Here is a 25,967-nt window from a genome sequence, read left to right on the forward strand (position 1 = left end):
ACGACACCCGTACGGTTGTCATGACTGCTCCAGATACCTGTGCACCAGCATCACGGCCATCGCTCCCTCTCCCACTGCGGACGCGACCCGCTTCGCGGACTGCGACCGCGCGTCCCCGGCGACGAACACACCGGGCACATTCGTCTCCAGGTGGTACGGCGGGCGGTCCAGCTCCCAGCCCGCCGGCGGACCCCCGTCACTGGTCATGTCGGGCCCGGCCACGATGAACCCGCGCTCGTCGCGGAGCACGGTCCCCTCCAGCCAGTCGGTGTGCGGCTCGGCGCCGATGAAGACGAACAGCCACTGCGCGTCGACGAGTTCCTCGCGCCCGCTCGCCAGGTCCTTCAGCGTCAGCTGCTCCAACTGGTTCGTGCCGTGCGCGGCCTCGACGACCGTGCCGGGGCGTACGAAGACGTTCGGCGCCTCGGCGAGCTGCTGGATCAGATAGTGCGACATGGACGCGGTGAGCGACTCGCCGCGGACGAGGAGGGTGACCGACTTGGCGCCACGGGACAGGTACATCGCGGCCTGTCCGGCCGAGTTGGCGCCGCCCACGATGTACACGTCGTGCCCCTGGCAACCGGCGGCCTCGGTGAGCGCGGAGCCGTAGAACACACCGCAGCCGGTGAGGTCCGCGCAGCCCGGCGCGGCGAGCTGCCGGTACGACACGCCGGTCGCCAGGATCACGCTGTGCGCGGCGACCGCCGAACCGTCGGAGAACCGGATGGTACGCGCCGCCCCGTTCACCTCCAGACCGCTCACCTCGCGGGCGGTGAGGATCTCCGCCCCGAACTTGGTGGCCTGGCGCCGCGCCCTGCCCGTGAGCTGGCCGCCGGACACCCCGTCGGGGAACCCGAGGTAGTTCTCGATACGTGAACTCTGCCCGGCCTGCCCGCCTGTGGCCGACCTTTCGACGAGCAGCGTCCGCAGCCCCTCCGACGCCCCGTACACGGCCGCGCCGAGCCCGGCGGGTCCGCCGCCGATGACGACCAGGTCGTAGAAGTCCTGGGCCGGCGTGGTCGCCAGCCCCACCCGCTCCGCCAGCTCCGGGTCCTCCGGCGCGACGAGCGGCGTACCGTCCGGGGTGACGACCAGCGGCAGCCGCTCGCCGTCCGTACCGGCGGCCGCGAGCAGCCGCCGCCCCTCCGGCTCGTCCGACGAGAACCAGCGGTACGGCACCTGGTTGCGCGCCAGGAACTCCCGTACGCCCGACGACCGGGCCGACCACCGGTGCCCGACCACCTTCGTGGTGCCCACACACGTTCGGTCGGCGGCCCGCCAGGCCTGCAGCAGGTCGTCCAGGACCGGATAGAGCTTCTCCTCCGGCGGGTCCCACGGCTTCAGCAGATAGTGGTCGAGGTCGATGACGTTGATCGCGTCGATCGCCGCGCCGGTGTCGGCGTACGCGGTGAGCAGGACGCGCCGCGCCCCCGGATAGACGTCCAGCGCCTGTTCCAGGAACTCGATGCCGTTCATCTCCGGCATCCGGTAGTCGGCCAGGATCACCGCCACCTGGTCCCCGCGCAGCTTCAGCTCCCGCAGGGCATCCAGCGCCGACTGCCCCGACTCCGCCCGCACGATCCGGTACGACTCGCCGTATCTGCGCCGCAGGTCCCGTGCGACGGCGCGGGACACCCCCGGATCGTCATCCACGGTGAGGATCACGTTCCGCGCCGCACCGACAGCCTGAGTCATACGCCTCCACCCCTAGCCAATGGGCCCATCGTATGTTCGGCCGTGAGGGTTCGCCCGGTTTCCCGGCAGCCGGGGCCGTGGCAGCGGCGTCAGCTCCTGCGCGCGGCCAGTACGCAGAACTCGTTGCCCTCCGGGTCCGCGAGCACCACCCATGGCTCGTCACCGTTCTGTCCGACGTCCGCGTGCCGGGCGCCGAGAGCGAGGAGGCGGGTGACCTCCGCCGCCTGGTCGACGGGACGGAAGTCGAGGTGCAGGCGGTTCTTGACGGTCTTGGCCTCCGGATCGCGCCCGAACAGAAGCCCGGGAAGGCGGTCCGGGGCCGGACGGATCTCGTACTCCTCGGGGGAGTCGTCGACCACCACCCACCCGAGCGCCTCCGCCCACCAGCGTCCCAGCGCGACCGGGTCCGCCGAGTCCACCACGATCTGCTCCCACTGCAAGGTCATGCGGCGAGGGTAGTGAAGACTGGGCCTGTCAGCGATGTGACTACAGAGAGGTGGCCGATGACGACGCGCCCGATCACCGCCGCGGTGGACGGCACGCCCGAGAGCCTCGCCGCGCTGGCGTGGGCCGGCCGGGAGGCCGTACGCCGGGGCCTGGCGCTGCGGGTGATGCACGCGTGGCGGTGGGAGCCGCACGAGGCGATCAGTGTGGACCGGGACGGACAGGTGCGGTGGGCCCGGGAGGCACTCGCGGAGGCGGCGCGGGGCGTTTCCGAGCGGCACCCGGGGCTGGCGGTGACGACGGAGCTGGTGGAGGGTCCGCCGGTCGAGACACTGGTCGGCGCCGCCGAGGACGCGGAGACGCTGGTGCTCGGCTCGCGCGGGCACGGCGCGGTGGTCGGCTTCCTGCTGGGCTCCGTCGGGCAGCAGGTGATCGTCGAGTCGCCGCGTCCCGTCGTGCTCGTCCGGGCCGAGGACAGCCCGGCGGGCGAGGCCGCCGGCCGTGAGGTCGTCGTGGGGCAGCAGGGCGCACCGGAGGACAGTGCCGACGTCCTGCGGTTCGCCTTCGAGACGGCGGCGGCCCGTGGGGCGTCCCTGCGCGCGGTGCGGGCGTGGGCGCTGCCGCCGCTGTACGCGTACAGCCCCGGCTCGCTGAAGCTCCTCGACGAGGCCGGCGGCCTGGAACCGTACGAGAGGAAGGCCCTCTCCGCCGCACTGGAGCCGCTGCGGGAGCGCTTTCCCGAGGTGCCCGTCACCCAGCACGTCGAGATGGGCAGCGCCGGGCAGGTGCTGCTGTCCGTGGCGCAGCGGGCCCAGCTGATGGTGGTCGGGCGCCGCGCCCGCCGTACGGCCGTCGGCGCCCGCATCGGCTCGGTGGCCCACGGTGTCCTGCACCACGCGCGCTGCCCGGTGGCCGTGGTCCCGCACGAGTGAGGGCGGCCGGTGCCCCCGGCCGCCCGGCGGCTCACCTGGGCGCGGCGTCCTCCGCAGGCGCCGGCAGCAGCGCCAGTGTCCTCGGAAGGACGTTGTCGATGTAGTCCTTCACCGCCGTGTCGAGGCCGATGTCGTGCTGGGCCCGCTCGGACAGGTACCAGCGGTGTTCGAGGAGCTGGTGGTAGATCTCGGCCCCGTCCATCGAACCGCGCAGTTCGAGCGGGACGGCCCGCACGGTCGGGCGGAACACCTCCCGCACCCAGCGGTGGGCCAGCACCTCGGGACGGGCGCCCAGGGGGTCGCCCGGGGCGTAGTCGTCCTGGGTGACCATCCAGCTCTCCAGGTCGCTCAGGAGCCGCCGGGCCTGGTTCTCCTCGGTGTCCAGACCGGTCAGCCGCAGCAACTGCCGCTGGTGGTGGCCCGCGTCGACGACCTTGGGCACGAAGGTCACCGTGTCACCGTTGCCGGAATGCTCGATCTGCATCTCGGCGACGTCGAAACCGAGTTCGTTGAGCCGACGGATCCGGCGCTCGATGTAGTGGTACTTCCCGGCCGGGTACACCGACCTGCGCGTCAGCTCCTTCCACAGCTTGTGGTAGCGGGAGCAGATCTCGTTGCCGAACTCGATCGGGTCCACCGAGGGGTGCAGCGCCCCGGACGCCTCCAGGTCCAGCAGCTCGCCGCTGATGTTCACGCGGGCGAGATCGAGGTCGTACTCCCGCTGCCCGGAGCTGAGTTGCGTGTGCAGGTCGCCCGTCTCGGCGTCCACCAGATACGCGGCGTAGGCGCCCGCGTCCCGCCGGAACAGTGTGTTGGACAGCGAGCAGTCGCCCCAGGCGAACCCGGCGAGGTGCAGCCGCACCAGCAGGACGGCGAGGGCGTCCATCAGACGGTGCATGGTGGCCGGACGCATGGTCGTCTCGAACATCGAGCGGTACGGCATCGAGCCGCCCAGGTGTCGGGTGATCAGCACGGACTCCAGCGGCTCACCGGCGTCGTCGGTGCGGCCGGTGACCACGCCGAGGGCGTCCACGGCGGGGATGCCGAGCCGGTCCAGGTCACGCAGCAGCTCGTACTCGCGCAGGGCGGGCCGCTCGGCGAGTTCCTTGACGGCGACGACCTCGTCACCGGCGCGGGCGTAGCGCACCACGTGGCGGGAGATACCGCGGGGGAGCGGCACGAGATGGTGCTCGGGCCACTCCTCCAGCGGCACGTGCCACGGCAGTTCGAGCAGCAGCGCGGGGTGTTCCGGGTTGGTGGCGCTGATCTGCAGTGCCATGGGTCCTGGTCCTCTGCCTTCGTCTCACGGTGGTGCGGAGTGCTGACGGGCGGTGGTCTCCCACTTCCGCCCGGAGCATCTCCGCATCCGGAGGACCCTTTCGTCAACCGCCGCCCGACCCGTGGTCAGGTCCGTCGGACAGCGGGCCGGTCCGTGGTCAGGCGGCAACCGGCGCGGTCGGCTTCTCCTTCGGCCGCCGGAGCGCGGACCGCACGTTCCACGCGCCCACGCCCAGGCACACCAGCCCGGTCGCGCCCGGGTACAGCCAGACGCCGTTGTCCCGCTCGACGGCCGTGGTCGACGACTTGTCGTCCACGTAGACGGGCACCAGCCCGGTGGGCTTCGTCGCGAACGTGGTGTCCACCTCGACCGCGGGGATGAGGAAGGAGTCGTCGTCGGCCCGGAAGGACCCGCTGCACTTCCACTCGTCGTCGCCGCGCGACTCGGACACCTCGCACCGTGAGACCACGAACTGCCCAGCCACACCGTTCAGTCGGGTCTCCAGTCGGAGTGCCGCCGCGCCGAACAGAAACAGCCCGCCGCCCAGCGCCACCACCGTGGTGAGCAGCTTTCTCGGCCCCATACCTGCCACTGACGGTTCCCCCGGTTTCTGTTCGATCGGTCGAAGTCCGGGGCAGCGTAGTGGACCGGCGGGGCGGGGAGCGACGGGTTTCGTCGTCAGCGCCGGGCGCGGCGGAACACGTTGTCGGAGTCCTGGTCGTCCCAGCCGGCGACCTCCTCCGACGCGGTGCGGCGGGCGGCTCGCGCCGACGTCGCGTACATCGCCTCGATCTCGGCCTCGTACCGTTGCACGATGGTGTCCCGGCGCAGCTTCATCGACGGGGTCAGCATGCCGTTGGCGAGGTCGAACGGCTCGGGAAGAATGCGGTAGACGCGGATCGACTCCGAGCGCGACACCGTGCTGTTCGCCGCGGCGATCGCCCGCACCACCTCCTGCCGCAGCGCGTTCTCCTCCCGCGCCTCCCTGCCCAGCAGCTCACCCGGCGCGGACAGCGACCCCCGCCAGTGCGCGAGGAACTCCGGGTCCAGCGTGATCAGGGCACCCACGCACGGCCGGTTGTCGCCCACGACCACCGCCTGGTGGATCAGCGGATGCATCCGCAGCTGCTCCTCCAGCGGCGCCGGGGCCACGCCCCTGCCCCCGCTGGTGATGATGATCTCCTTCTTGCGGCCGGTGATGGAGAGATACCCCTCGTTGTCCAGCCGCCCGATGTCCCCCGTGGCCAGCCAGCCGCCCTGGAGCACGGCCCGGGTGCCCGCCTCGTCGTTGACGTAGCCCTGGAACACCGACGGCCCGTTCACCAGGATCTCCCCGTCCCGGGCCACCCGGATCTCGGTCCCCGGCAGCGGACGGCCCACCGTGCCGAACTTCTCCCGGCCCGGCGGCTGGGCGGTGATGCCCCCGGCGGTCTCGGTGAGGCCGTACCCGTCGTGGACGAGGATGCCGATACCGGCGTAGAAGAGCGTGAGGTCGCGGTTGAGGGGGGAGCCGCCGGAACAGCCGGCGCGCACCCGGCCGCCGAGGGCCGCGCGCAGCTTGCGGTACACCGTCTTCTCGTAGAAAGCGTGTTGGAGCTTCAGGTCCATGGCCGGGCCGGGGCCCGTGTCCAGACGCTGCCTTTCGACGGCGAGGGCGTAGTCCTGGGCGGTGCGCACCGCGCGCTCGAACAGTGGGCCCCGGCCCGCCTGTTGGGCCTTGCGCAGGAAGTTCTTGTAGATCTTCTCGAAGAGATAGGGAACACCGAAGAGGAAGGTCGGCCGGAACGACCGCAGAGCCGCGGACAGCGCCTCCTCGGTCGACACCGGCTCATGCGCGAGGAGCAGCCCGCCACGCAGACACATCGCCTGGATCATCAGGCCGTAGACGTGCGAGAACGGCAGGAACGCGAGGATCGCGGGCTGTTCACCCGGCGCGGCGGCGGTCTGCCGCCACCCGGCGAGCAGGACGTCGCAGGGGCTCGCCAGGCTGCGGTGGGAGAGCGCGCAGCCCCGGGGCCGGCCGGTCGTGCCGGACGTGTACGCGATCACCGCGGTGGAGTCCGGCATGACGATGCGGCGCAGCGAGTCCACCGTCGCGTCCGGCACCTCCCGGCCCGCCTCGACGAGCTGCGGCAGGGACTCGGCGTCCAACTGCCAGACGTGCCGCAGCAGCGGGAGCTTGGCGCACACCGAGCCGACCGTCATCACGCCCATCTCGTCCTCGACGACCACGCCCACACAGGCAGCGTCCCGCAGGATCCACTCGATCTGGTCGCGCGACGACGTCGGACAGACCGGCACGATCTCGGCGCCCACGGCCCACAGTGCGACGGCGAGGACCGTCCACTCGTAGCGGGTCCGTGCCATCACCGCGACCCGATTGCCCGGCCGGATCCCGGACGCGATCAACCCCTTGGCCAGCTCGACCACTTCGTCCCGTGTCTCGGCCGCGCTCACCTGTGTCCAGGTGCCCGGGGAGGTGGGGTCGTGGCGCGCGATCTGCGGCAGAGCGGGATGACGGTGCGCCGTCTCGAACAGTGGATCGGCCAGCCCTCCGGCCATGACCGGGCCCGTCGGTGGAGCAATGCCGAAGTTGCCCATGCGACGCTCAGAACCTTCCCTGGACGCGACCTCGCCGAGCGGTGCGCCAACCGGCGGTGATCGAACGTAGCGTACGGCGCCGACGTCCGCTCACGGAATCGGCAAGTCGGCCGCCGCGCATCCGCACCGTGGGCTGTGAACGTGATGTGCGGCACGTGCCGGACCTCCCTTGCGGGGCCCTCCCGTGAATCGTCGCTGCACACGGCTTGATCACGTCTGACCGGCGGTAATACCCCGAACCCGGACGTCATACGGGTGTGGCACTGTGGTGCGCGCGAACGCGGGAGGTGTCCCGCCGATGTGGAGAGGTGGACGGTGCGCGAGCCCAACGTGATCGGGGACTGGCAGGAGTACGACGGCGATCTGGCCGGCCTGCGCGTGCGCGTCCACGGAGTGGAGTGCGCGGAACCCCCGCGTGGACGTGACGACGCCGCCGAGGGCCTGACGTACTTCCGGTTCCGGGTGACGGTGGAGAACCGCGGCGCCGAACACGTCGGCCTCCATCTGGAGGACGGCCAGCTCGACATCCGCACCGGGCCCGACGGCGAGAGCGCCTTCCTCGACTGGCGCAACTCCCGGTTCATCGAGGGCTTCGACCTCTACCCCCTGCGCCGCGCCACCTCCGTGCTGTACGCGGCCGCCGCCGAGGCCCACCTCACGCAGTTCGACATCCAGGTCCAGCTGCGTGTCGACGAGGAGTGGGCCGAGCGGTATCTGTGGTCCGGCGGCATCGGCGTCGACGAGGACCTCCTCGACCCGGCGGGCGGCACGGGCCGGGAGGGTATCGCCGGGCAGATCAGCGCCTTCCTGCACGAGGAGGCCGAGCGGGGCGCGGCGGGCTGAGCGGCACGCCCCGGCTCACCGGGGCTCGACTCGCCACGGCTGCGGTCGTCACCCGGGCCGGGATCGTCACCCGGGCCCGGCGGGCGGGCGGACGCGGGTGACCAGCCGCTTGAGCAGCGGCCACGCCAGCAGCACGGCGATGATCGCGTACACCGTCACCGAGAACGGCGTGTTCACCAGGCCGCTGACGCTGCCGTCGCTGATCTGCAGGGCGCGCCGCAGCTGCTGCTCGGCGTTGGGGCCGAGGATGACGCCGATGACGGCGGGCAGCACCGGCAGGCCGTAGCGGCGCATACCGAACCCGATCAGGCCGATGACCAGCAGGATCACCAGGTCGATCACCTCGCCGCCGACCGCGTACGCGCCGACCGCCGCGAAGAACAGGATCCCCGCGTAGAGGTACGGCCGCGGGATCCGCAACAGCTTCGCCCACAGCGGGGCCAGCGGCAGGTTGAGCGCGAGCAGCAGGACCATGCCGACGAAGAGCGAGGCGATCAGGCCCCACACCAGGTCCGGCTCGCGTTCGAAGAGCAGAGGGCCCGGCTGGATGCCGTACTGCTGGAAGGCGGCCAGCATGACCGCCGCGACCGCCGTGGTGGGCAGGCCGAGGGTCAGCATGGAGACGAGGGTGCCCGCCGCCGAGGCCGACGCCGCCGACTCCGGGCCCGCCACCCCCTCGATCGCCCCCTTGCCCCACTCGTCCTGGTGCTTCGACAGCCGTTTCTCGGTGACGTACGACAGGAAGGTGGGGATCTCGGCGCCGCCCGCCGGGATCGCGCCGAACGGGAAGCCGATGAACGGCCCACGCACCCATGACTTCCAGCTCCGCCTCACATCGGAGCGGCCGAGCCACGGCAGGCCCACCGGGATCGGCTCGGGCGGGCTGCGCCGCAGATGGGCGGCGACCCACAGGGCCTCTCCGATGGCGAAGAGGCCGACCGCGACGATCACGACGTCGACGCCGTCGGCGAGCTGGAGGGAACCGAAGGTCAGGCGCTGCTGGCCGGTCATCTGGTCCAGGCCCACCAGGCCGATCGTGAGTCCGATCAGCAGGGAGGCGAGCCCCCGGATCCGGGACGAGCCCAGTACGGACGTCACGGCGATGAACGCCAGCACCATGATCGCGAAGTAGTCCGGGGCGCCGATGTCCACGGCCAGTTCGGCGACCGCCGGCGCCAGCGCCACCAGCAGGATCGTGCCGATCATGCCGCCCGCGAAGTGTCCGATGGCGGCGGCGGCCAGCGCCTGCGCGCCGCGCCCCGACCTGGCCATCGGGTTGCCCTCCATGGCCGCCACCACGGCCGCGCTCTCCCCGGGGGTGTTGAGGAGGATCGAGGTGGTGGAACCGCCGAACATCGCGCCGTAGTAGATGCCCGCGAACATGATGAACGCGCCGACCGGGTTCAGCCCGTACGTCACCGGCAGCAGCAGCGCCACCGCCATGGCGGGACCGATGCCTGGCAGCACACCGATCGCCGTGCCCAGCAGGACACCGATCGCGGCCCACAGGATGTTGATCGGTGTCAGGGCCGTGCCGAAACCGTCGAGGAGGGAGTTGAGGGCGTCCATGTCAGAGCACTCCCATCAGCGGGCCACCCGGCAGCGGCACCCCGAGCAGGTTGTTGAACACCGCGTACGTGACCAGGGAGATGACCGCCGCGATCAGCGGATCGCGGTCGAGGCGCCGGCTGCCGAGGGCGTAGGCCGCGCCCCAGAACAGCAGCGCGCCCGCTATGGGGAAGCCGAGCGGTTCGATCAGCACGGCCGCGCCGAGGAACACGCCGGCGAGCAGCGCCACCGTGCGCCAGTCGGCGGGCTCGGACAGGTCGATGTCCTCGCCGCTCTCGGCCTGGCCCCGGCCACCGCGCAGCACGTCGACGGCGAGCAGGGCGGCTATCAGCAGCAGCCCGGCGCCGACCGCGATCGGCACGGTCCTCGGGCCGACGGGGCCCCGCTGCGCGATGTCGACGTCCATGGTGAGCGCGTCGGTCAGGACCAGGACGCCGAGTGCCAGCAGCAGGACGCAGACGCCGAGCTCGGAGTGGTCGCGCAGCCAGGAGTGGCGCCCGGCCGCGGGCGCCGGGGGAGTGCCGGTGGTCTCCGTCGTCACAGTCCCAGCTCCTTCAGAACCGACACCACGCGCTTGTCCTGGGCGTCCAGGAAGTCGCCGAACTCGTCGCCGGTGAGGAACGCGTCGTCCCAGCCGTTCTGTTTCATCGACTGCCGCCACTGCGGTGAGTCGTGCAGCTCCTCGATCAGCCGGGTGAGCTTGTCGCGCTGGGCCTCGGTGAGGCCGGGCGGGGCGACGATGCCGCGCCAGTTGGTGAAGTTCACGTCGTAGCCCGCCTCCTGGAGGGTCGGCGCGTCCAGCCCGGCCACCCGCTCCGGGCCGGTCACCGCGAGCAGCCGCAGCTCGCCCGCCTTGATCTGGTCCAGGTACTCGCCCACTCCGGACACCCCGAAGGCGACCTTGTTGCCGAGGATCGACGCGAGCAGCTCACCGCCGCCGTCGAAGGGGATGTAGTTGACGTCCTTCGGCGCGATCCCGGCGGCCTGCGCCATCAGCATCGGCGCCAGATGGTCGGGCCCGCCCGGCGCCGACCCACCGCCCACAGGCAGCTTCCCGGGGTCCTCCTTCCACGCCCCGATGAGCTCGTCGATCGTCTTGTACGGCGAGTCCTTGGCGACCACCACGACGTCCTGCTCCTCGGTGAGGCGGGCGATCGGCGTGGTGTCGGCGAGGGTCTTGGGCGCGTCGTTGGAGCGGACGGCGCCCACGACGCCGAGGCCCATCGACATCGCGAGCTTGCCGTTGCCGTGTTCGCTGACCAGCCTGCTCAGACCGACCGTGCCGCCGGCGCCGGGCAGGTTGAACACCTCGATGTTGTGGGTGAGCCCGGCGTCCTCGGCGTTCTTCGCGGCCGTCCGGGCCGTGATGTCGTAGCCGCCGCCGGGCGTGTTCGGCACCATGAAGCGCAGGCCCGGGATCTGGGTGCCGGTCTCGCTGCCGCTGCCGGTCGTCAGCAGCGGCGGCCCCACGAGCACGAGCACAGCAGCCCCGAGCAGGGCGAGGGGGGTGCGCAGCCGCACGAATGCCACCACCTGTCGGTTGGGTCGAGGGCAACAGTGACCTGGGCCACATCGTGCCCGCGGGGGGCGGGCCTGACGCACTTGCGGAAGCAACGGAGGTTGTGGTCGTAGTGGTCGCGGCCCCTGTCACCTTATGAGCACGTCCCGCACACCTCTCTTTCCCGGACCGCACGCGGGCGCCATGATTGTGCGACCCACCGCACAAGGCGGCGCCCAAGCCGCGGGACCCCGGGTGCGGCGTCGGCAGGAGAGTAGAGCGAGACGCCCGACGTGGCGTCGGCAGGAGAGTAGAGCGAGACGCCCGACATGGCGTCGGCAGGAGAGTAGAGCGAGACGCCCGACATGGCGTCGGCAGGAGAGTAGAGCGAGACGCCCGACGTGGCGTCGGCAGGAGAGTAGAGCGAGACGCCCGACATGGCGTCGGCACGAGAGAAGAGTCCGTCGTGGTGTTCCGTCGCCATACCCTCGCAGGCGAGATGCTGGTCCTCCAGCTCGCCATCGTCGTGGTGGTGCTGGTGGCGGTCGCCGCGGTCTCGCTCACGCAGTCGGCGGCGACCTTCAACCGGGTCGAGGGCCGCCGGGTCACCGCGCTCGCCGAGCAGCTCGCCGCGAACCCCCTGGTCCGCGACCGGCTCGCCCAGTCCGTCGCGCACGAGGCGCTGGCACCCCTGGTGAACTCCACCCAGACCCAGTCGGGGGTCACCTCCGTCACCGTGGCCGATGCCGACGGCCGGATCGTCAGCTCCACCGACCCCACCGTGATCGGTGACCCGATGCCCACCGGCCGGGGTGCCGTCGCGGGCCGCGGCTGGTCCGGCCCGCTGACCTTCGACGGCAGCCGCGAACTCGTCGCCCAGGTGCCCGTGCTCGGCGCGACGACGAAGGACAACCTCGGCCTGCTCCTGGGCACGGTGATGATCGGCGAGGCCTCCCCGACCGCGTGGCAACGCCTCAGCGGCGCCTCCTCCTACCTCCTCGCCTACCTCGGCATCGCCAGTGGCCTCGGCCTCGCCGGCTCCTGGCTGCTCGCCCGGCGCGTCAAACGGCAGACCCTCGGCCTGGAGCCCCAGGAGATCGCCGGCCTCGCCGAACACCGCGAGGCCATGCTCTACGGCATCGCCGAGGGCGTGGTGGCCCTGGACCCCCAGCACCGGCTCACCCTCGTCAACGAGATGGGGCGGCGCCTGCTCGACCTGCCCGAGGACTGCGTCGGCAAGAGCCTGGCCGACCTCGGCGTGGAGGGACGACTGCGGGACGTCCTGGCCGGAGCGCAGGAAGAGGGGCCGCACACACGCGACGAGGTCGTCGTACGCCGGGGCCGGGTTCTGGTGATGAACCGGATGACCGTCACCAAGGACGGCCGCCACCTCGGCTCCGTCACCACCCTGAGGGACCGTACCGAGCTGGCCCGCCTCGAACGGGAGATCGGCTCCTTCCGCAGCTCCTCCGAACTGCTGCGCGCCCAGGCCCACGAGTTCGCCAACCAGCTGCACACCATCTCCGGGCTCATCCAGATCGGAGAGCAGGACGAGGTCGTCCACTACATCCGCGCGCTGAGCCGGCACCGCCACTCCCTCGACGTCACCCTCAGCCGCCGCGTCCGTGACACCACCGTCGCCGCCCTGCTCATGGCGAAGACGTCCCTCGCCGCCGAACGCCGGGTCACCCTGCGGATCTCGGACGCCACCGCACTCGACCGGCTCGCCCCCGAGGACGCCGCCGACGTGGCCACGGTGGTCGGCAACCTCGTCGACAACGCCGTGGACGCGGCCGCCACCACCACGACCGTGCCCGACGATCCCGAGTCCTGGGGCGGCGCCGACAGACGCGAGGCCTGGGTCGAGGTGGAACTGTGTCAGGACGCCTCCAGCGTGGAGATAGTCGTCCGTGACTCGGGCCCCGGCGTGGCCCCGGAACTCGCCCGCGAGGTCTTCTCCCACGGCTTCACCACCAAGGCCGCGCGGGAAGGCGAACGCGGCATCGGACTCGCCCTCACCCGCCTGGTCTGCGAACGGCACGGCGGTGAGATCTCGGTGACCAACACCACCGACGGTGCCATGTTCACCGCCCGCATGACCGTCAGCCACCTCGCCGACGCGGTGGCGGAAGGAGCGACACCATGAACGGCACGAGCAGCCCGCCCGGCACGGTCGACGTGCTCGTGGTCGACGACGACTTCATGGTGGCCCGGGTCCACCGCACCTTCGTAGAACGCGTCGAGCCGTTCCGCGTCGTCGGCGTCGCCAGCACCGGGGAACAGGCGGTCGCGGCCGTCGACGAGCTGCGCCCCGACCTGGTCCTGCTCGACCTCTACCTCCCCGACGGCTTCGGCCTCGACGTCATACCCCGGCTGCGGACCGCGGGACACGACTGCGATGTCATGGTCATCAGTGCAGCCCGGGAGGCCGACAGCGTGCGCGGCGCGGTCCGCCACGGTGTCGTCGACTACCTCCTCAAACCGTTCGAGTTCGAGGAGCTGCGCTCCCGGCTCCAGCGGTACGCCGCCCAGCGCGGCCGTCTGCTCACCACCGTCGTACGCGGCCAGGCCGACGTCGACCGCGTTCTCGCCGGAGCCACCGCGCCCGCCTCGGCGGCCGGCGCCCTGCCCAAGGGCATGAGCGTCGAGACCGCCGAGCTGATCGAGGGCACCCTCCGCGGCACCGACGGAACCCTCTCCGCCACCGAGTGCGCCTCCCTCACCGGCATCTCCCGGGTCAGCGCCCGCCGCTACCTGGAGTACTTCCACGGCACCGGCAGCGCGGACGTCTCCCTGCGCTACGGGGTGGCCGGGCGGCCGGAGCGGCGGTACAGCTGGCGGGCGTGAGGGCGCACGGGACCCGGTCGGCTGCCGCCGCAGCCCCAGGTGCCGTCGTGCGACGTCGAGGACCTCCTCCGGCCGGTCGTCGAGGTGGACGTGGCCGCGGGAAACACGCACATCAGTTCCACACGTCCACACGCCGCTGTCGACCGCTGAGGTCATGGACGAACTCGCTTCCTGTTCCTGGTCGAGGCCGAGGTCGAGGCCGAGGTCGAGGTCGCGCAGGCGTCGATGCTCATGGTCTGCGCCCGAGGGTCACCCGCTGAGGAGGAAGCCCGTGTCGTGCCTCCACCGTCGGTACGCGTTCCAGGACGCCGCCCGCGAAGACGTCGTACAGCGGGAGCGTTTCGAGGTGGACGTACCCGATGTGGCAGTCGCAGACGGACAGGGGACACGGGCGGGGTGCGAGTGCCGTGCGGAAGGAACCGTCGTAGAGGTTGCCCAGTTCGGCCTTGACGAAGTGGCAGCGGCGCACGGTTCCTTCGCCGTCCACCGATATGACCGTCGAGCCGGTACGGCAGGCGCGGCCCGCCGAGCGGTGCGGGTGGCGGCTGAAGGGGAAGAGGGGGTCCAGCTCGCTCCACACCGCGGCCTCTTCGTCGGTGTAGGTGCGCCCCTCGGCGGCGTTCACCCACAGATACACCTGCTCCGGCAGGTCCCCGCGCAGCCGGCGGGCGTGCTCCAGGTGCTCGGGAAGGCCGACGATCCCCACGCTGAAGCGGATCCCCGTCCCGGCCAGCCGACGGGTCTTGTCGAGGAACCGCTCGTACGGGGTCTGCCCGGGGTGGTACGTGCACCACAGGGCCACGGTGTCCGGGTCGGCCTGCGCCAGCCACTCCGTGCGGCAGCTGAGGTTCGTCTGGATCGCCACCCGGTCGATGTGCGGTTCATGGGAGAGGTCGACCAGGGCCTTGCGGTACCAGGAGCGCACCAGCCCCTCGCCCCACGGCGTGAACAGCACCGACAGCCGGTCGCCGGTCTGTTCCCGAGCCCAGGTGGTGAAACGGTCCAGGGCCGCGCGGTCGGCCCGCAGCTGAGCCGTCGAGTCGCGGCGCTTGGCGAACGGGCAGTACGGGCAGTCGTAGTCGCAGGAGGCGAGGGGGCCGCGGTAGAGGATCGTCAGGTCCATGGTTCCGGTCCCGTCACTTCAGCTCGTACTCGGCCATCGCGGCCCGTACGGCGGGGGAGAAGAAGCCGGGCCCGATGGCGTCCGAGTGGGCCAGCCCCTCGGCGGAGAGCTTCAGCAACCCGGTGTCCGTGTCCGCCAGCCAGCCCCGCCCGGCCAGCAGGTCCAGCTCCAGCGGGAAGTCCGCGTACGGGTCCGACCCGAACCGCCGCCCGTATTCCGCCACCGGCAGCCCCCGCGCCTGGAGCAGCGACTGCAGCAGATGGCGGCGCCGCGCCTCGTCCTCGTCGACCTCGCGGCCGTGCACGGCCCGGCCGAAGTCCTCGGTGGCCGTGTAGTCGTCGATGATCGTGCGGATCTGTCCCATGCCGACCGCGTAGTCGAAGGAGTAGTGCAGCTTCGACGTGTAGGAACGCGCGCCGCAGCCCAGGCCGATCATGCCGTCGGTCTGGCAGACGTAGTCGTCCGGCCCCTGCGGCGGCGCGTCCGTACGGCGGAACATCCGCATGGAGACCTGCTCGTAGCCGTGCGCGAGCAGATGGTCGCGGCCCTCGCGGTAGCGCCGCAGCCGGGCCTCGTCCCAGTCGCGGCCCGCCACCTCCGGGTCCGCGTGGCGGCCGAGCCCCGTCAACGGCCGGACGTACAGCGGATAGAGGTAGATCTCCTCCGGCAGCCAGGCGAGGGCGGCGTCCAGCGACACCCGCCAACTGGCCGCCGTCTGCCCGTCGATGCCGTAGATCAGGTCGATGTTGAGGACCGGGATACCCGTGTCGCGGATCCGTGACAGCGCCGCCTCCACATCGGACCGCCGCTGCGGGCGTACGGCCGCACGCGCCTCCTGAGCCACGAAGCTCTGCACACCGAGGCTCAGCCGCGTGGTGCCCCGGTCCGCCAGCACGGCCAGCCGGTCGGCCGTCGCCGTGGCGGGGGAGGCCTCGACCGACAGCGGGACCGCCCGCAGGTCCGCGCCCATGTGCCGCTCGGCGATGTCGCACAGCCGCTCCAGCTCGGCCGCCTCCAGATAGGTCGGCGTGCCGCCGCCGAACGCGGCGTTCGCGAACCGCGTCGGCTCCGCGTCCCCGAGCGCCTCCCGCACCGCGATCGCCTGCCGTTCGAGGGCGTCGAGATAGCGGCCGGTCAGTCCGTCGGGCGCGCCGATCCGCGTGAAGAGATTGCAGAAACCGCAGCGCACCTCGCAGAACGGTATGTGCGCGTACAGCGACAGCGCCTGCCGGGACTCCCCGGCCCACAGGTCCGCGAGCCGTGGGCTGCCGGGCAGCTTCCGGTACGCCGTCTTGTGCGGGTAGGCGTACACGTAGTGCTGATAGGGGCGGACCACGGTGTCGGTCACGGTCATGCGGACGGCTCCAGGAAGAAGTGGCTGTAGGGGACGGTCCACACGGCCTCGTGGCCGAGACGGTGCCCGGTGTAGCCGTCCTCGCCGTACGTGGTCCCGTGGTCGGAGCAGACGACGGCGAAGCAGCGGCGCCGTGAACTCATCGCGGCGAAGAGCCGCCCGATGTGCCGGTCGATGTAGACGAGGGCCGCCGCGTGCGTGACCAGGCTGTCGCCCGCCTCGCGGGTGGCGCCCGGCAGATGGAACCAGTTGGGCTGGTGCAGTGCCGAGGCGTTGAGGAACAGGAACAGCCGATCCTCCGCCGGCAGTTCGGCCACGATCCGCTCGGCGCGGGCCACCTGGGACTCGAAGGACGTCGGTGACGCCACGGAGAACTCCGGCTCCCAGTGGCTCTCCTGGAACAGGCCCGGCAGGACGCTGCCGAGTGCGCCCTGCTTGTTGAAGAAGCCGACACCGCCTACGCACACCGTGCGATAGCCGTGCCCGGCGAGCGCCGACACCAGGTCGGGGCTGTCGAAGACGAAGGTGCGCCCCGCGGTCGTCTCGCTGTCGGCGAACCGGCCGGCGAAGAGACGCGGGTGCGGTCCCGGCGCCGCCGGGGTCGGCAGGAAACCGGCGAACATCGCCTGGTGCGAGGCGTAGGTGAAGCTGCCGGGCGCGTGCCGCTTCTCCCAGGTGCCTCCCGGCAGGTGGGCGGTCAGGTTCGGCAGCCGGCCCTCCGCCGCCAGCTCCACGGCCACGTCGTACCGCAGGGTGTCGAGGGTGAGCAGCAGCAGGTCGTCGCGGCCCACCACTTCGTTCATGTCGGGGGCGCAGGCCGCGCCGGCCGTGTCAGAAGGGTGCATGGTCTTTCCTTGCCCGAGGGTGGTGCGAGGGGGCGGGGGACAGTGCGTCGCGCACCGCCGCGAGCTGTGCCGCGTAGGTGTCCAGGCCCTCCGCCGGGCCGCCCGGCAGGCCGGTCAGCCGGGGCAGCAGATCGCCGAAGGCGTTGACCTCGCCCACGGCGAACCGCCGCCAGCCGATCGCCGGCAACAGGTCCACGCCGACGCACAGCGTGCCCGGGAAGCAGGCGGCGGCCCGTTCACAGATGTCGAGCGCCTGCCTCCAGCGGTCGCCCGCCGCGTCCACGACCGACGTCAGATCGCCCCGGGCCCCGCCGAGATGGAGATTGGTCATCGGGAAACGGCTGGTGCGGACGACCGCGTGCGTGGCCCGGCCCGCCACGACCAGGACCCGCAGATCGGCGGACCTGCCCTGCGCGGACGCCTTCGGCAGCCAGCGCTCGACGTGCAGCCCGTCGGCCGCGAGGACGTCGACGATGCCGGCGATCTCCCGCTCGTCCGAGTAGCGCCGCACCCGCAGCGAGTTGTGCAGCCGAAGCGGGGCGTGCAGCCGGCCGTCGGCGGTCACCTCCACCGAGGTGGTGGCCCTGATCCGTCCGCTCGCCGTCGACTCGACGGCCAGCACACCGGACGCGGAGGACCCGTGGGCCGGTTTCACGAACACACGCGGCATGCCGTGCTCCCGCATCGCCGCCCGCACGTCGTCCCAGCCGCGTACCGGCCGCGCGTCGCCCGAGGTGGGCGACGGGGGCACCGGGACCCCGGCCGCGTCGAGCCGGGCGTGGCACAGCCGCTTGTCGAACAGCACCGGCAGATCCGCCGGATCGTCCAGCCGCAGCCCGCCCCGCAACGACCCCACCGCCGCCAGGAAACGGGTGTACCAGGTGGCCGAGCCCTCCACCCGGGTCGGATCGTCGACGCCCCGCAGCAGCCGGTCCACCTCGGCGTTCTCTCCCGGCGAGTCCAGCCGTACGATCTCGTCGTCGGCGAACATGTGCCCGCCGTCGCGCAGCACGTCCCGCCACTCGACCACACGCGGCGTGCCGACACCGGCGGCCTCCGCCGCCGCGACGAACAGCCCGACCCGCCGGTTCTCCCCGTTACCGACGACCACCCACCTGTACGGGCCGGGCCCCGCCCCCGCCGCACCGCTCCAACCGGACACACCATCCCCCTTTTTCGCTCGCGAGCTTCTACGCGCTCACTCGCCCACCGCGACGAACCGCCAGACCGTGCCGTCCTCCTCCTCGTCCGACTCGGCGTCGTCGGCGTCGACGTCGACCTGGACCCCGGCGGCCTCCAGGGAGTCCCGGAGGCGGTCGCGTATCGCCGCGCTGAGGTAGTTGTGGTGCAGGTCCAGCGTGGTGAGGTGGGTGAGCGGCTGGCCCGTGAGCAGCGCGGTCGCGCCGTCGTCGGTGAGGACGCCCATCGACAGGTCGAGGACGTCGAGGCGGGCCACCACGGGCGCCGAGGCCACGGCCGCGCAGATCTCGTCCTGCATCTCGCTGTTGCGCAGCGCCAGGTGCTTGAGGGCCGGCAGCCGGGTGCCCGCGAGGATCGGCGCCAGGTCGGCCACCTCGGAGTCGCCGCCGTACTCGGACGTGCCCAGCCACAGGTCCAGCTCGACGAGGGCCGGCAGATCGCTGCCCGCGATCCCCCGGACGGCGTCGACGGGCATGCCGCCGGTCTCGACCGTCAGGGACCGCAGCCGCTCGTGCCGCAGCGTCGGGAAGCCGAGTCCCTGGCCGCCCCGCACACCGAACTCCTCCAGCTCGGTGAAGGCGTTCAGCAGCGGGCCCACATCGCCCTGGTTGATCCAGGAGATCTCGCACTCCTCCACCACCATGTCGCCCAGGAACAGCGCGCGCAGCGCGGGCAGCCGGTCCTTCGCCGCGACGAGGGCCTCGACGATCTTCTCGGGGCCGTTGTCGTACGCCTCGCTCCAGGACCCCACGACCAGCGCCCGCACCTGCGTGGTGTCGACCGAGGCCAGGAACCGTGCGAACGCGTCCTCCCACTCCTCCTCGCTGTCGTACGAGTCCACGGCGATGCTCCAGGCCACCGACTCGGGAGCGGGCAGGTGCCCCACGCCCTCCGAGTCCTTCACCGACGTGGGGAAGCGGTGGACCGGCAGGCCGTGGAAATCCTCCAGATGGCTCCCGATGGTCATGTGCGCCCGCCCCTTCGTTCCATGTCCATGGGCGGCAGCCGAGTCCGTACCCGGTGCGCCCGCTGTGCACCCGGAGCACACAGTGCCGCCGGGTAGGGGAGTTGTACCAAGTCCGACTGACATCGTGTGCGGCGGACCCCTGTCCTGTGGACAAACAGTCGTGCCCGACCCGGCGAACCGCCGTGCGCGGGCCGGATGTCAGTCGGTGGCAGAGCCACGAACACCGGAACCCGCTACGAGTATCGATGTCAGTGGCTGCCTCTACGGTTTTTTCGTGGCACACCGAGTGCCCGACGGGAGGGAGACCCATGTACCGGCAAGGAGACGTCCTCATCGCGCCGCTGGCGGAGAGCGCCGTGCCCGGCAGTGCGCTCGACGCAGCCTCGGAACCCCGCGACGGGCGCGGCCGGCTCGTCCTCGCCCTCGGCGAGGTCACCGGTCACGCCCACGCCGTGGTCGGCCCCGGCCGTCTCATCCGCGAGGCGAGCGCGTTCGGGCCGATGCTGCTGCACGTGCCGGAGGGCGCCCGCGTCGTCCACGAGGAGCACGCGGTCATCTCCCTGCCCAAGGGCTGGTACCGGGTCGTACGCCAGCGCGAGTACGTGCCGGGGTCGGTGCGGATCGTGGCCGACTGAAGCCGTGAGGCAGACGGTGGCCGTGGTGTGCGGCGGCCCGCAGGTGACAGGCATCGGGACACAGGAGGAACGGCGTGACGGAACGGACGAGTTGGCGGGCGGTGGCGGCGGCCACCGGGACGGGCGACCGCGCCCGGACCGAGGCGGGCGTACGGCTCGCCTACCGGCGGGCGGGGCTGCGGGAGCCCGAGCGGATCGTGTGGGCCCGCTCGCCCCTGGAGGCGGTACGCCTGCTGTCGGGAGCACCGGCGGAGGGCGGCGAGGCGCTGCCGGCGACCGGGGCGAGCGTCCGCGACGCGGTCCGCAACAGACCCGTCGCCGCCGAACGTGCCCGGCTGCACACCCGGCTGGGCCCCACCGGCTGGAGCGACCACTGGCATGCGACGGGCGCCGACCTCTGGGAGACGACCCGGCCGCTCGTCGACCGCGTCCGCACGGGCGTCATGGAGGCCCTGGCCCCCGCCGACCGCAAGGAGGAGACCGGTATCCGGCTGCTTCTCCTGGATGCCGTCCTGGGCCAGCACGACGCGGCCTGGCTCTCGGCCTTCGACGCGGCCCCCGCTCTCGACGGACTCGCCGAGGTGGCCCGCACGGCCGGCTGGTGGTGGCCGTACGAGAACGTCGCGGTCGTCGCCGAGCGGCCCGTGGAGCTTCACCGGGACGAGGCGGGCCGACTGGACCGCGGCGACGGACCCGCCCTCGCCCACACCGACGGATTCGCCCTGCACGCCTGGCGCGGACTGCCCGTCCCCGGCGAGTTCCTCGACCGGCTGGGCGCGCTGACCCCGGCGGAGATCCAGGCGGAGGAGAACGCGGAGCTGCGCCGCGTGATGCTCGAGTACTACGGCTACGACCGCTATCTGGAGGAGTCCGGGGCGAAGCCGGTGCACCGCGACGAGACGGGTGTGTTGTGGCGCATAGCCCTGCCCGGCGACGAGGACGTGGTGATGGTGGAGGTCGTCAACTCCACGCCGGAGCCGGACGGCACGAGCCGTACCTACTGGCTGCGGGTGCCGCCCACGACGACCACGGCCCGCCAAGGGGTGGCCTGGACGTTCGGGCTGAGCGCCGAGGCCTACGAGCCCTTGCGGCAGACCTGAGCCCCGCCGCGGCTCTCGGGGTCACTCGAACCGTGAGGTGTCGCCGGCGCCCTTGCGGATGATCTCCGCCTCGCCGCTGGAGAAGTCGATGACGGTCGTCGGCTCCGTGCCGCAGTCGCCGGAGTCCACCACCGCGTCGACCAGGTAGTCGAGGCGTTCCTTGATCTCCCAGCCCTGCGTCAGCGGCTCCTCCTCGTCGGGCAGCAGCAGGGTGCTGGAGACGAGCGGCTCGCCCAGCTCCGCGAGCAGGGCCTGGGCCACGCGGTGGTCGGGGATGCGCACACCGACGGTCTTCTTCTTGGGGTGCAGGAGCTTGCGGGGCACCTCCCTGGTCGCGGGGAGGATGAAGGTGTAACTGCCGGGCGTCGACGCCTTCACGGCGCGGAACACGTCGTTGTCGACGTGCACGAACTGACCCAGCTGAGCGAAGTTCTCGCACACCAGGGTGAAGTGGTGCCGGTCGTCGAGCTGCCGGATCGTACGGATCCGCTCGATGCCGTCACGACTGCCGAGCTGGCACCCCAGCGCGAAGCAGGAGTCCGTCGGATACGCGATGAGCCCACCCTGACGGATACTGTCGGCCACCTGCCCGATGGCGCGCGGCTGGGGGTTGTCGGGATGAACGTCGAAGTACTTGGCCATTGACCGAGCTTATGCCTCGGAGGGCCGCCCGCCCGTCGGTGGGGCCGCAGGCCCCTCGAAGAGGCGCGGGGAACTGCGCGACCAGCCACGAACCACCGCAGCCGAACCACGGTCCGCAGTCCCCCCAGCCCTTGAGTGGAGCGCTACGCGCCACTCTCCCGCAGCATGTCCTCACGCTCGACGATCTTCACGCGCGCGCGGCCCTGCGGCTCGCCCAGCGCCTTCTCGGCGGCGTCGAGCTTGTACCAGCCCTCCCACGTCGTGAAGCGGACGTCGCGCTCCGCGAGGAAGGCGTCGACGGCCTCCGGGTCGGGCGCGGTGGGCTCGTGCAGCCGCCCGTTGGCGAAGTCGTCCAGGAGGTTGGAGACGGTCTCGTTGGCGTCGCCCTTGGTGTGCCCGATGAGACCCACCGGACCACGCCGGATCCAGCCGGTGACGTACGTCGACTGCAGGTGCGCGCCGGTCTCCTCGATGACCCGGCCGCCCTCGTCCGGGACGGTGCCCGACTCGACGTCCCAGGGCAGCTTGGGCAGCTTGTCCGAGAGGTAGCCGACCGCGCGGTACACGCCGGTGACGTCCCAGTCCTTGAACTCGCCGGTGCCCTTGACGTTGCCGGTGCCGTCGAGGGCGGTGCGCTCGGTGCGCAGACCGACGACCTTGCCGTCCTCGCCGAGGATCTCGGTGGGCGACTCGAAGAAGTGCAGGAACAGCTTGTGCGGGCGGTCGCCGATGTCGCGGATCGCCCAGTTCTCCAGGGTCTTGGCGACCATGTCGGCCTGCTTGTTGCCGCGCCGGGTCGCGATGGAACCCTCGTCGTAGTCGATGTCCTCGGGATCGACGATGACCTCGATGTTGGGGGAGTGGTCCAGCTCCCGCAGCTCCATCGGGGAGAACTTCGCCTGCGCCGGGCCGCGGCGGCCGAAGACGTGGACCTCCAGCGCCTTGTTGGCCTTCAGACCCTCGTGGACGTTGGCCGGGATCTCGGTCGGCAGCAGTTCGTCGGCCGTCTTGGCGAGGACGCGGGCCACGTCGAGCGCGACGTTGCCGACCCCGAGGACGGCGACCTTCTCGGCCTCCAGGGGCCAGGTGCGCGGGACGTCCGGGTGGCCGTCGTACCAGGAGACGAAGTCGGCCGCGCCGTAGGAGCCGTCGAGGTCGATGCCGGGGATGTCGAGCGCGCGGTCGGCCGTCGCGCCCGTGGAGAAGATCACGGCGTCGTAGAACGCGCGCAGATCGTCCAGGTTGATGTCCCCCGGGTAGTCGACGTTGCCGAAGAGACGGATCTGCGGCTTGTCGAGCACCTGGTGCAGGGCGGTGATGATGCCCTTGATGCGGGGGTGGTCGGGGGCCACGCCGTAACGGATGAGTCCGAACGGGGCGGGCATCCGCTCGTAGAGGTCGATGGACACACCGGGCTCGGTGGCCACGTCGGACTTCAGCAGCGCGTCGGCGGCGTAGATCCCGGCGGGTCCGGCTCCGACTATGGCTACCCGCAGAGGGCGGGGCATGTTCAGGTTCCCTTCGAGCGGAGGAAAGCAACTCGACGGCAACCCTAAACTAAGGTGACCCTTACCAGGTACGCGGGTCGGGTCTATGACCTCATAAAGCGATCTTATGCCATGCGGAGGAATGGACAGACGGCGGGGGAGGGCCGGGACCGGCGGCGGACACCGGCGTCCAGCCATGTGTTTGCCGAGGCGATGAACGGCAACGCGGTCTCCATGAATCGACCGAACAAGGACCCGAACGAGAACTCCGCGTCCGCCGAGACGGCCGCGGCCAAGGCCCGCCGGACCACCGGCAGGGCAACGGCACCGGCCACCCAGGGGGCGAAGACGGCCTCGATCAAGCTGGACGACGCGGCTTCGTCGGCCAAGGCCGGCGCCGGGCGCGCGGCCGACACGACCAAGCGCGCGGTCGACAGCACCAACAGTGCCGTGCACAGCGCGGTCAAGGGCGTCGAGGCGGGCCGCCAGGCGGTCGTCCAGGCCTCCGGCCAGGTGGCCGCCACCGCCAGGACGGCCATGACCGTCATCGCCCACCGCAAGCTCGTCGCCGCCGGTGTGGGCGCGGGCCTGACGGCCCTGACCGCCGCTTCCTACGCGGTCGGCCGCCGCTCCGGACGCCATGTCCAGGGCCCGCTCACCCGGCTCACGGGCGGCCGCATCTGACGGCCGGCCGCCGCCAGGGCCACGCGCGGGAAGCGGCTCACCCGGCCGTTTCCCGCGCGACGGCTCGCCGTACCCGACGGTCCTACCAGCGGCTCTCCACCTGCTCCTTGATGCGCCGGTCGTACAGGTCCCGGATCGCCGTGAGCGTCCCGTCGGACAGCTCCGGCAGCGCGGCGGCCGCCGCGTTGGCGCGAGCCTGGTCCGGCGTGCGGGCACCCGGGATGACCGTGGTGACGCCCGGCAGCTGGATGATCCAGCGCAGTGCCAACTGGGCCGGGGTGTAGCCGTTGGGAGCCAGCGCGGCGAACTCGACCGCCGCCTCGACGCCCGTGCCGTAGTCGACGCCGGAGAAGGTCTCGCCCTGATCGAAGGACTCGCCGTGGCGGTTGTACGTACGGTGGTCGTTCTCCGCGAAGACCGTGTCCTTCGTGTACTTGCCGGACAGCAGCCCCGAGGCCAGCGGAACCCGCGCGATGATCGCGACCCCCGCCTTCTCGGCCGCCGGGAGGACGTCGAGCAGCGGTTTCATGCGGAACGGGTTGAGGATGATCTGCACGCTCGCCACGTTCGGCCGGGCGATCGCCGTCAGCGCCTCGGCGCAGGTCTCCACGCTGACGCCGTACGCGGCGATGCGCTCCTCCTCGACCAGTGTGTCGAGGGCGTCGAACACCTCGTCGGAGGAGTAGACGGGCGTGGGCGGGCAGTGCAGCTGGACCAGGTCGAGACGGTCCACGCCGAGGTTGCGGCGGGACCGGTCGTTCCAGGCCCGGAAGTTGTCCAGGACGTAGTTCTCGGGGATCTGGTCCACGCGACGGCCCATCTTCGTCGCGATGAACACATGGAGGTCGGGCCGGCTCCGCAGGAACGTGGCGATGGTCTGCTCGCTGCGCCCGTCGCCGTAGACGTCTGCGGTGTCGAAGAAGGTCACCCCCGACTCGGCCGCCGCCTCCAGCACCGCCAGGGCCTCCGTGTCGTCGACGTCACCCCAGTCGGCGCCGAGCTGCCATGTACCGAGACCGACGACGGATGCGTGCTGATCCGACCTACCGAATGCGCGTTCTTCCATGGCGCCAGTCTGTCACCTGCCCTGTCGTCCGCTCCGCAGGGCCAGTGGCATGGCCGCCGACACGGTCAGTGCGGGAAGGCGCGCGGCTGGCGCTGCCGGGGCAGCTCGTCCCGGAACTCCTCGACGACCGAGCTGATCTGCCGGGTGAGTTCGGTCTTCTCCAGCCGGTCCAGGTAGAGGTTGCGGTGGGCGAGTCCCACCGCGTCCACGCAGAAGTACATCGCCATCAGCGGGTTGATGAACAGTTCGCTGTTCCGGGTCCGGTCGGTGAAGCGGACGTCGCCGAACTCGCCGCGCACGGCGGCCGCGACCGAGCCGTTGACGATGCTGGGGTGGGTCGGCGTGCACTGCTGTGCGTGCGCCACCGCGTCCACGTACAGGGCGCCCTCACGGCTGTCGCGGGGCAGCGAGAAAGCGCCGAGGTAGGCGCCGTCACGCTCCAGCGCGGCCAGGTTCTCCAGGACCAGCGAGTGGTTGACCCCGTGGTAGGCGTCCACGCCGAAGCCCAGACAGGCCACCAGCCGCTCAGGGACCTCGTCGAGACCGGCGACGGCGCCCAGACTCGCCATGTCCTCCTCCGGCGTCCCGAGCCCGTGCTCGTCGCCACGCATCAGGATGTCGGTGCCGCCGTCCACCAGGACGACGGCGTCCACCCCGCCCAGATGTGCGATGAGCGCGCGGTAGGCAGCCCGCAGGGGTGCCACACCCGTACGGGACAGCGCGTACACCGTGCTGGGCAGCCGGTGCAGGGCCAGCCACTGGGCGAGGGCGCGCTCGGGGAAGTAGTCGCCGCGGAACGTGGTGTCCGGGCCGATGGCCGCGACGTCCTGCTCCAGCCACACGTCCATGCTCAGGCCGTACAGATCGGCGAAGGACAGGTTCGCGAGGTGGACCTCCTTGCCGGCCGACCGCAGGGAGAGGGCCAGCGGCAGGCCGGCGTAGACGTCGAAGCCGCCGCCGGCACCGGCTATGAGCACGCGCCGCGCGTCGCGCAGGCGCGTGAAGAAAGGGGGTTGCTGGAGGGAGAACACCGGGGGAAGTTAACAGGGTGGTGCGCGGGGTGCCCGCGAATTGCGGGAGCGATGCCCGGGACCCACGGGAACCGATCCGAGAACATCCCGGATTTCCTCGGCGAACGACGGTGACGCGGGGCCGG

Annotated in this window: 24 protein-coding genes; 7 read left to right on the forward strand and 17 right to left on the reverse strand. The window is 71.7% G+C overall.

What is annotated here, in order from left to right; all coding sequences use genetic code 11:
• Window positions 1-18: 18 nt before the first annotated feature.
• On the reverse strand, window positions 19-1,695 hold the full coding sequence (locus OG858_RS42780; protein WP_319065340.1) for an FAD-dependent oxidoreductase: 1,677 nt from the start codon (window positions 1,693-1,695) through the stop codon (window positions 19-21).
• 89 nt (window positions 1,696-1,784) lie between these two features.
• Entirely contained in the window at window positions 1,785-2,141 is a 357-nt protein-coding gene (locus tag OG858_RS42785; protein ID WP_328543882.1) for a VOC family protein, read from the reverse strand.
• A 57-nt stretch (window positions 2,142-2,198) separates the two neighbouring features.
• Here OG858_RS42785 and OG858_RS42790 point away from each other — a divergent pair, with 57 nt between their 5' ends.
• Window positions 2,199-3,071 carry a universal stress protein gene (locus OG858_RS42790; RefSeq protein WP_086748969.1) on the forward strand — a complete coding sequence of 291 codons (873 nt, stop codon included), beginning with the start codon at window positions 2,199-2,201 and terminating at the stop codon, window positions 3,069-3,071.
• A gap of 31 nt (window positions 3,072-3,102) precedes the next feature.
• Here the strand turns inward: OG858_RS42790 and OG858_RS42795 are convergent, their stop codons facing one another.
• The 3 genes from OG858_RS42795 to OG858_RS42805 form a co-directional block, all read right to left on the reverse strand.
• Window positions 3,103-4,350, reverse strand: a complete 1,248-nt coding sequence (locus OG858_RS42795; RefSeq protein WP_086748968.1) for a DUF4032 domain-containing protein — start codon at window positions 4,348-4,350, stop codon at window positions 3,103-3,105.
• Between the two features lie 157 nt (window positions 4,351-4,507).
• Complete coding sequence (locus tag OG858_RS42800; protein WP_086748967.1) at window positions 4,508-4,933, reverse strand: hypothetical protein; 426 nt, start codon at window positions 4,931-4,933, stop codon at window positions 4,508-4,510.
• 95 nt (window positions 4,934-5,028) lie between these two features.
• Entirely contained in the window at window positions 5,029-6,951 is a 1,923-nt protein-coding gene (locus OG858_RS42805) for an AMP-dependent synthetase/ligase (protein WP_328543881.1), read from the reverse strand.
• A 315-nt stretch (window positions 6,952-7,266) separates the two neighbouring features.
• Between OG858_RS42805 and OG858_RS42810 the strand changes: the two genes are divergently transcribed.
• On the forward strand, window positions 7,267-7,794 hold the full coding sequence (locus OG858_RS42810; RefSeq protein WP_037698362.1) for a hypothetical protein: 528 nt from the start codon (window positions 7,267-7,269) through the stop codon (window positions 7,792-7,794).
• A gap of 66 nt (window positions 7,795-7,860) precedes the next feature.
• Here the strand turns inward: OG858_RS42810 and OG858_RS42815 are convergent, their stop codons facing one another.
• The 3 genes from OG858_RS42815 to OG858_RS42825 are packed head-to-tail and all read right to left on the reverse strand — an operon-like array spanning window position 7,861 to window position 10,884.
• Complete coding sequence (locus OG858_RS42815; protein ID WP_319065336.1) at window positions 7,861-9,363, reverse strand: tripartite tricarboxylate transporter permease; 1,503 nt, start codon at window positions 9,361-9,363, stop codon at window positions 7,861-7,863.
• Between the two features lies 1 nt (window position 9,364).
• Window positions 9,365-9,904 (reverse strand): tripartite tricarboxylate transporter TctB family protein, encoded by a 540-nt coding sequence (locus OG858_RS42820; protein WP_086754602.1) that lies wholly within the window; start codon window positions 9,902-9,904, stop codon window positions 9,365-9,367.
• Window positions 9,901-10,884 (reverse strand): Bug family tripartite tricarboxylate transporter substrate binding protein, encoded by a 984-nt coding sequence (locus OG858_RS42825; protein WP_046706780.1) that lies wholly within the window; start codon window positions 10,882-10,884, stop codon window positions 9,901-9,903. The genes OG858_RS42820 and OG858_RS42825 overlap by 4 nt, the downstream gene beginning before the upstream one ends.
• A 476-nt stretch (window positions 10,885-11,360) precedes the next feature.
• Here OG858_RS42825 and OG858_RS42830 point away from each other — a divergent pair, with 476 nt between their 5' ends.
• Together OG858_RS42830 and OG858_RS42835 are read left to right on the forward strand one after the other, a co-directional pair.
• The gene (locus OG858_RS42830) at window positions 11,361-13,007 is read left to right on the forward strand and encodes a sensor histidine kinase (RefSeq protein ID WP_086751644.1); all 1,647 of its coding nucleotides are present in this window, start codon (window positions 11,361-11,363) and stop codon (window positions 13,005-13,007) included.
• Window positions 13,004-13,708 (forward strand): response regulator, encoded by a 705-nt coding sequence (locus OG858_RS42835; RefSeq protein WP_086751642.1) that lies wholly within the window; start codon window positions 13,004-13,006, stop codon window positions 13,706-13,708. Before OG858_RS42830 ends, OG858_RS42835 begins: the two co-directional genes overlap by 4 nt.
• 229 nt (window positions 13,709-13,937) lie before the next feature.
• On the opposite strand, the gene OG858_RS42840 is transcribed toward OG858_RS42835, so the two are convergent.
• From OG858_RS42840 to OG858_RS42860, 5 genes are read right to left on the reverse strand one after another with little or no spacing between them, the layout of a single operon-like run.
• Window positions 13,938-14,831: an STM4011 family radical SAM protein gene (locus tag OG858_RS42840; protein WP_319065334.1), complete on the reverse strand. Its 894-nt coding sequence runs from the start codon at window positions 14,829-14,831 to the stop codon at window positions 13,938-13,940.
• A 13-nt stretch (window positions 14,832-14,844) separates the two neighbouring features.
• Window positions 14,845-16,185, reverse strand: a complete 1,341-nt coding sequence (locus OG858_RS42845) for an STM4012 family radical SAM protein (protein ID WP_328543880.1) — start codon at window positions 16,183-16,185, stop codon at window positions 14,845-14,847.
• Window positions 16,182-16,988 carry an STM4013/SEN3800 family hydrolase gene (locus tag OG858_RS42850; RefSeq protein WP_327726141.1) on the reverse strand — a complete coding sequence of 269 codons (807 nt, stop codon included), beginning with the start codon at window positions 16,986-16,988 and terminating at the stop codon, window positions 16,182-16,184. Before OG858_RS42850 ends, OG858_RS42845 begins: the two co-directional genes overlap by 4 nt.
• A gap of 28 nt (window positions 16,989-17,016) precedes the next feature.
• A complete protein-coding gene (locus OG858_RS42855) occupies window positions 17,017-18,192 on the reverse strand; it encodes an STM4014 family protein (RefSeq protein WP_319065333.1) in 1,176 nt (391 codons plus the stop codon).
• Between the two features lie 36 nt (window positions 18,193-18,228).
• On the reverse strand, window positions 18,229-19,197 hold the full coding sequence (locus OG858_RS42860) for an STM4015 family protein (protein ID WP_086748571.1): 969 nt from the start codon (window positions 19,195-19,197) through the stop codon (window positions 18,229-18,231).
• Between the two features lie 308 nt (window positions 19,198-19,505).
• On the opposite strand from OG858_RS42860, the gene OG858_RS42865 reads away from it, so the two are divergent.
• Both OG858_RS42865 and OG858_RS42870 read left to right on the forward strand, forming a co-directional pair.
• A complete protein-coding gene (locus OG858_RS42865; protein WP_037698336.1) occupies window positions 19,506-19,832 on the forward strand; it encodes a hypothetical protein in 327 nt (108 codons plus the stop codon).
• Between the two features lie 74 nt (window positions 19,833-19,906).
• A complete protein-coding gene (locus OG858_RS42870) occupies window positions 19,907-20,932 on the forward strand; it encodes a DUF6745 domain-containing protein (RefSeq protein ID WP_086748570.1) in 1,026 nt (341 codons plus the stop codon).
• A gap of 21 nt (window positions 20,933-20,953) precedes the next feature.
• On the opposite strand, the gene OG858_RS42875 is transcribed toward OG858_RS42870, so the two are convergent.
• Together OG858_RS42875 and OG858_RS42880 are read right to left on the reverse strand one after the other, a co-directional pair.
• Window positions 20,954-21,574: an L-threonylcarbamoyladenylate synthase gene (locus OG858_RS42875; protein ID WP_086748569.1), complete on the reverse strand. Its 621-nt coding sequence runs from the start codon at window positions 21,572-21,574 to the stop codon at window positions 20,954-20,956.
• A gap of 143 nt (window positions 21,575-21,717) precedes the next feature.
• Entirely contained in the window at window positions 21,718-23,082 is a 1,365-nt protein-coding gene (locus tag OG858_RS42880; protein ID WP_086748568.1) for an FAD-dependent oxidoreductase, read from the reverse strand.
• A 177-nt stretch (window positions 23,083-23,259) separates the two neighbouring features.
• On the opposite strand from OG858_RS42880, the gene OG858_RS42885 reads away from it, so the two are divergent.
• Window positions 23,260-23,745 carry a hypothetical protein gene (locus tag OG858_RS42885; protein ID WP_086748567.1) on the forward strand — a complete coding sequence of 162 codons (486 nt, stop codon included), beginning with the start codon at window positions 23,260-23,262 and terminating at the stop codon, window positions 23,743-23,745.
• A gap of 82 nt (window positions 23,746-23,827) precedes the next feature.
• Here OG858_RS42885 and OG858_RS42890 read toward each other — a convergent pair whose 3' ends face one another.
• Window positions 23,828-24,811, reverse strand: coding sequence for an aldo/keto reductase (locus tag OG858_RS42890; RefSeq protein ID WP_086748566.1), 984 nt, complete (start codon window positions 24,809-24,811; stop codon window positions 23,828-23,830).
• Window positions 24,812-24,876: 65 nt separating this feature from the next.
• A complete protein-coding gene (locus tag OG858_RS42895) occupies window positions 24,877-25,842 on the reverse strand; it encodes a DUF1152 domain-containing protein (protein ID WP_086748565.1) in 966 nt (321 codons plus the stop codon).
• Between the last annotated feature and the right edge of the window lie 125 nt (window positions 25,843-25,967).

This window comes from Streptomyces europaeiscabiei (assembly GCF_036346855.1).
GTDB classification, from domain to species: Bacteria; Actinomycetota; Actinomycetes; order Streptomycetales; family Streptomycetaceae; genus Streptomyces; species Streptomyces europaeiscabiei.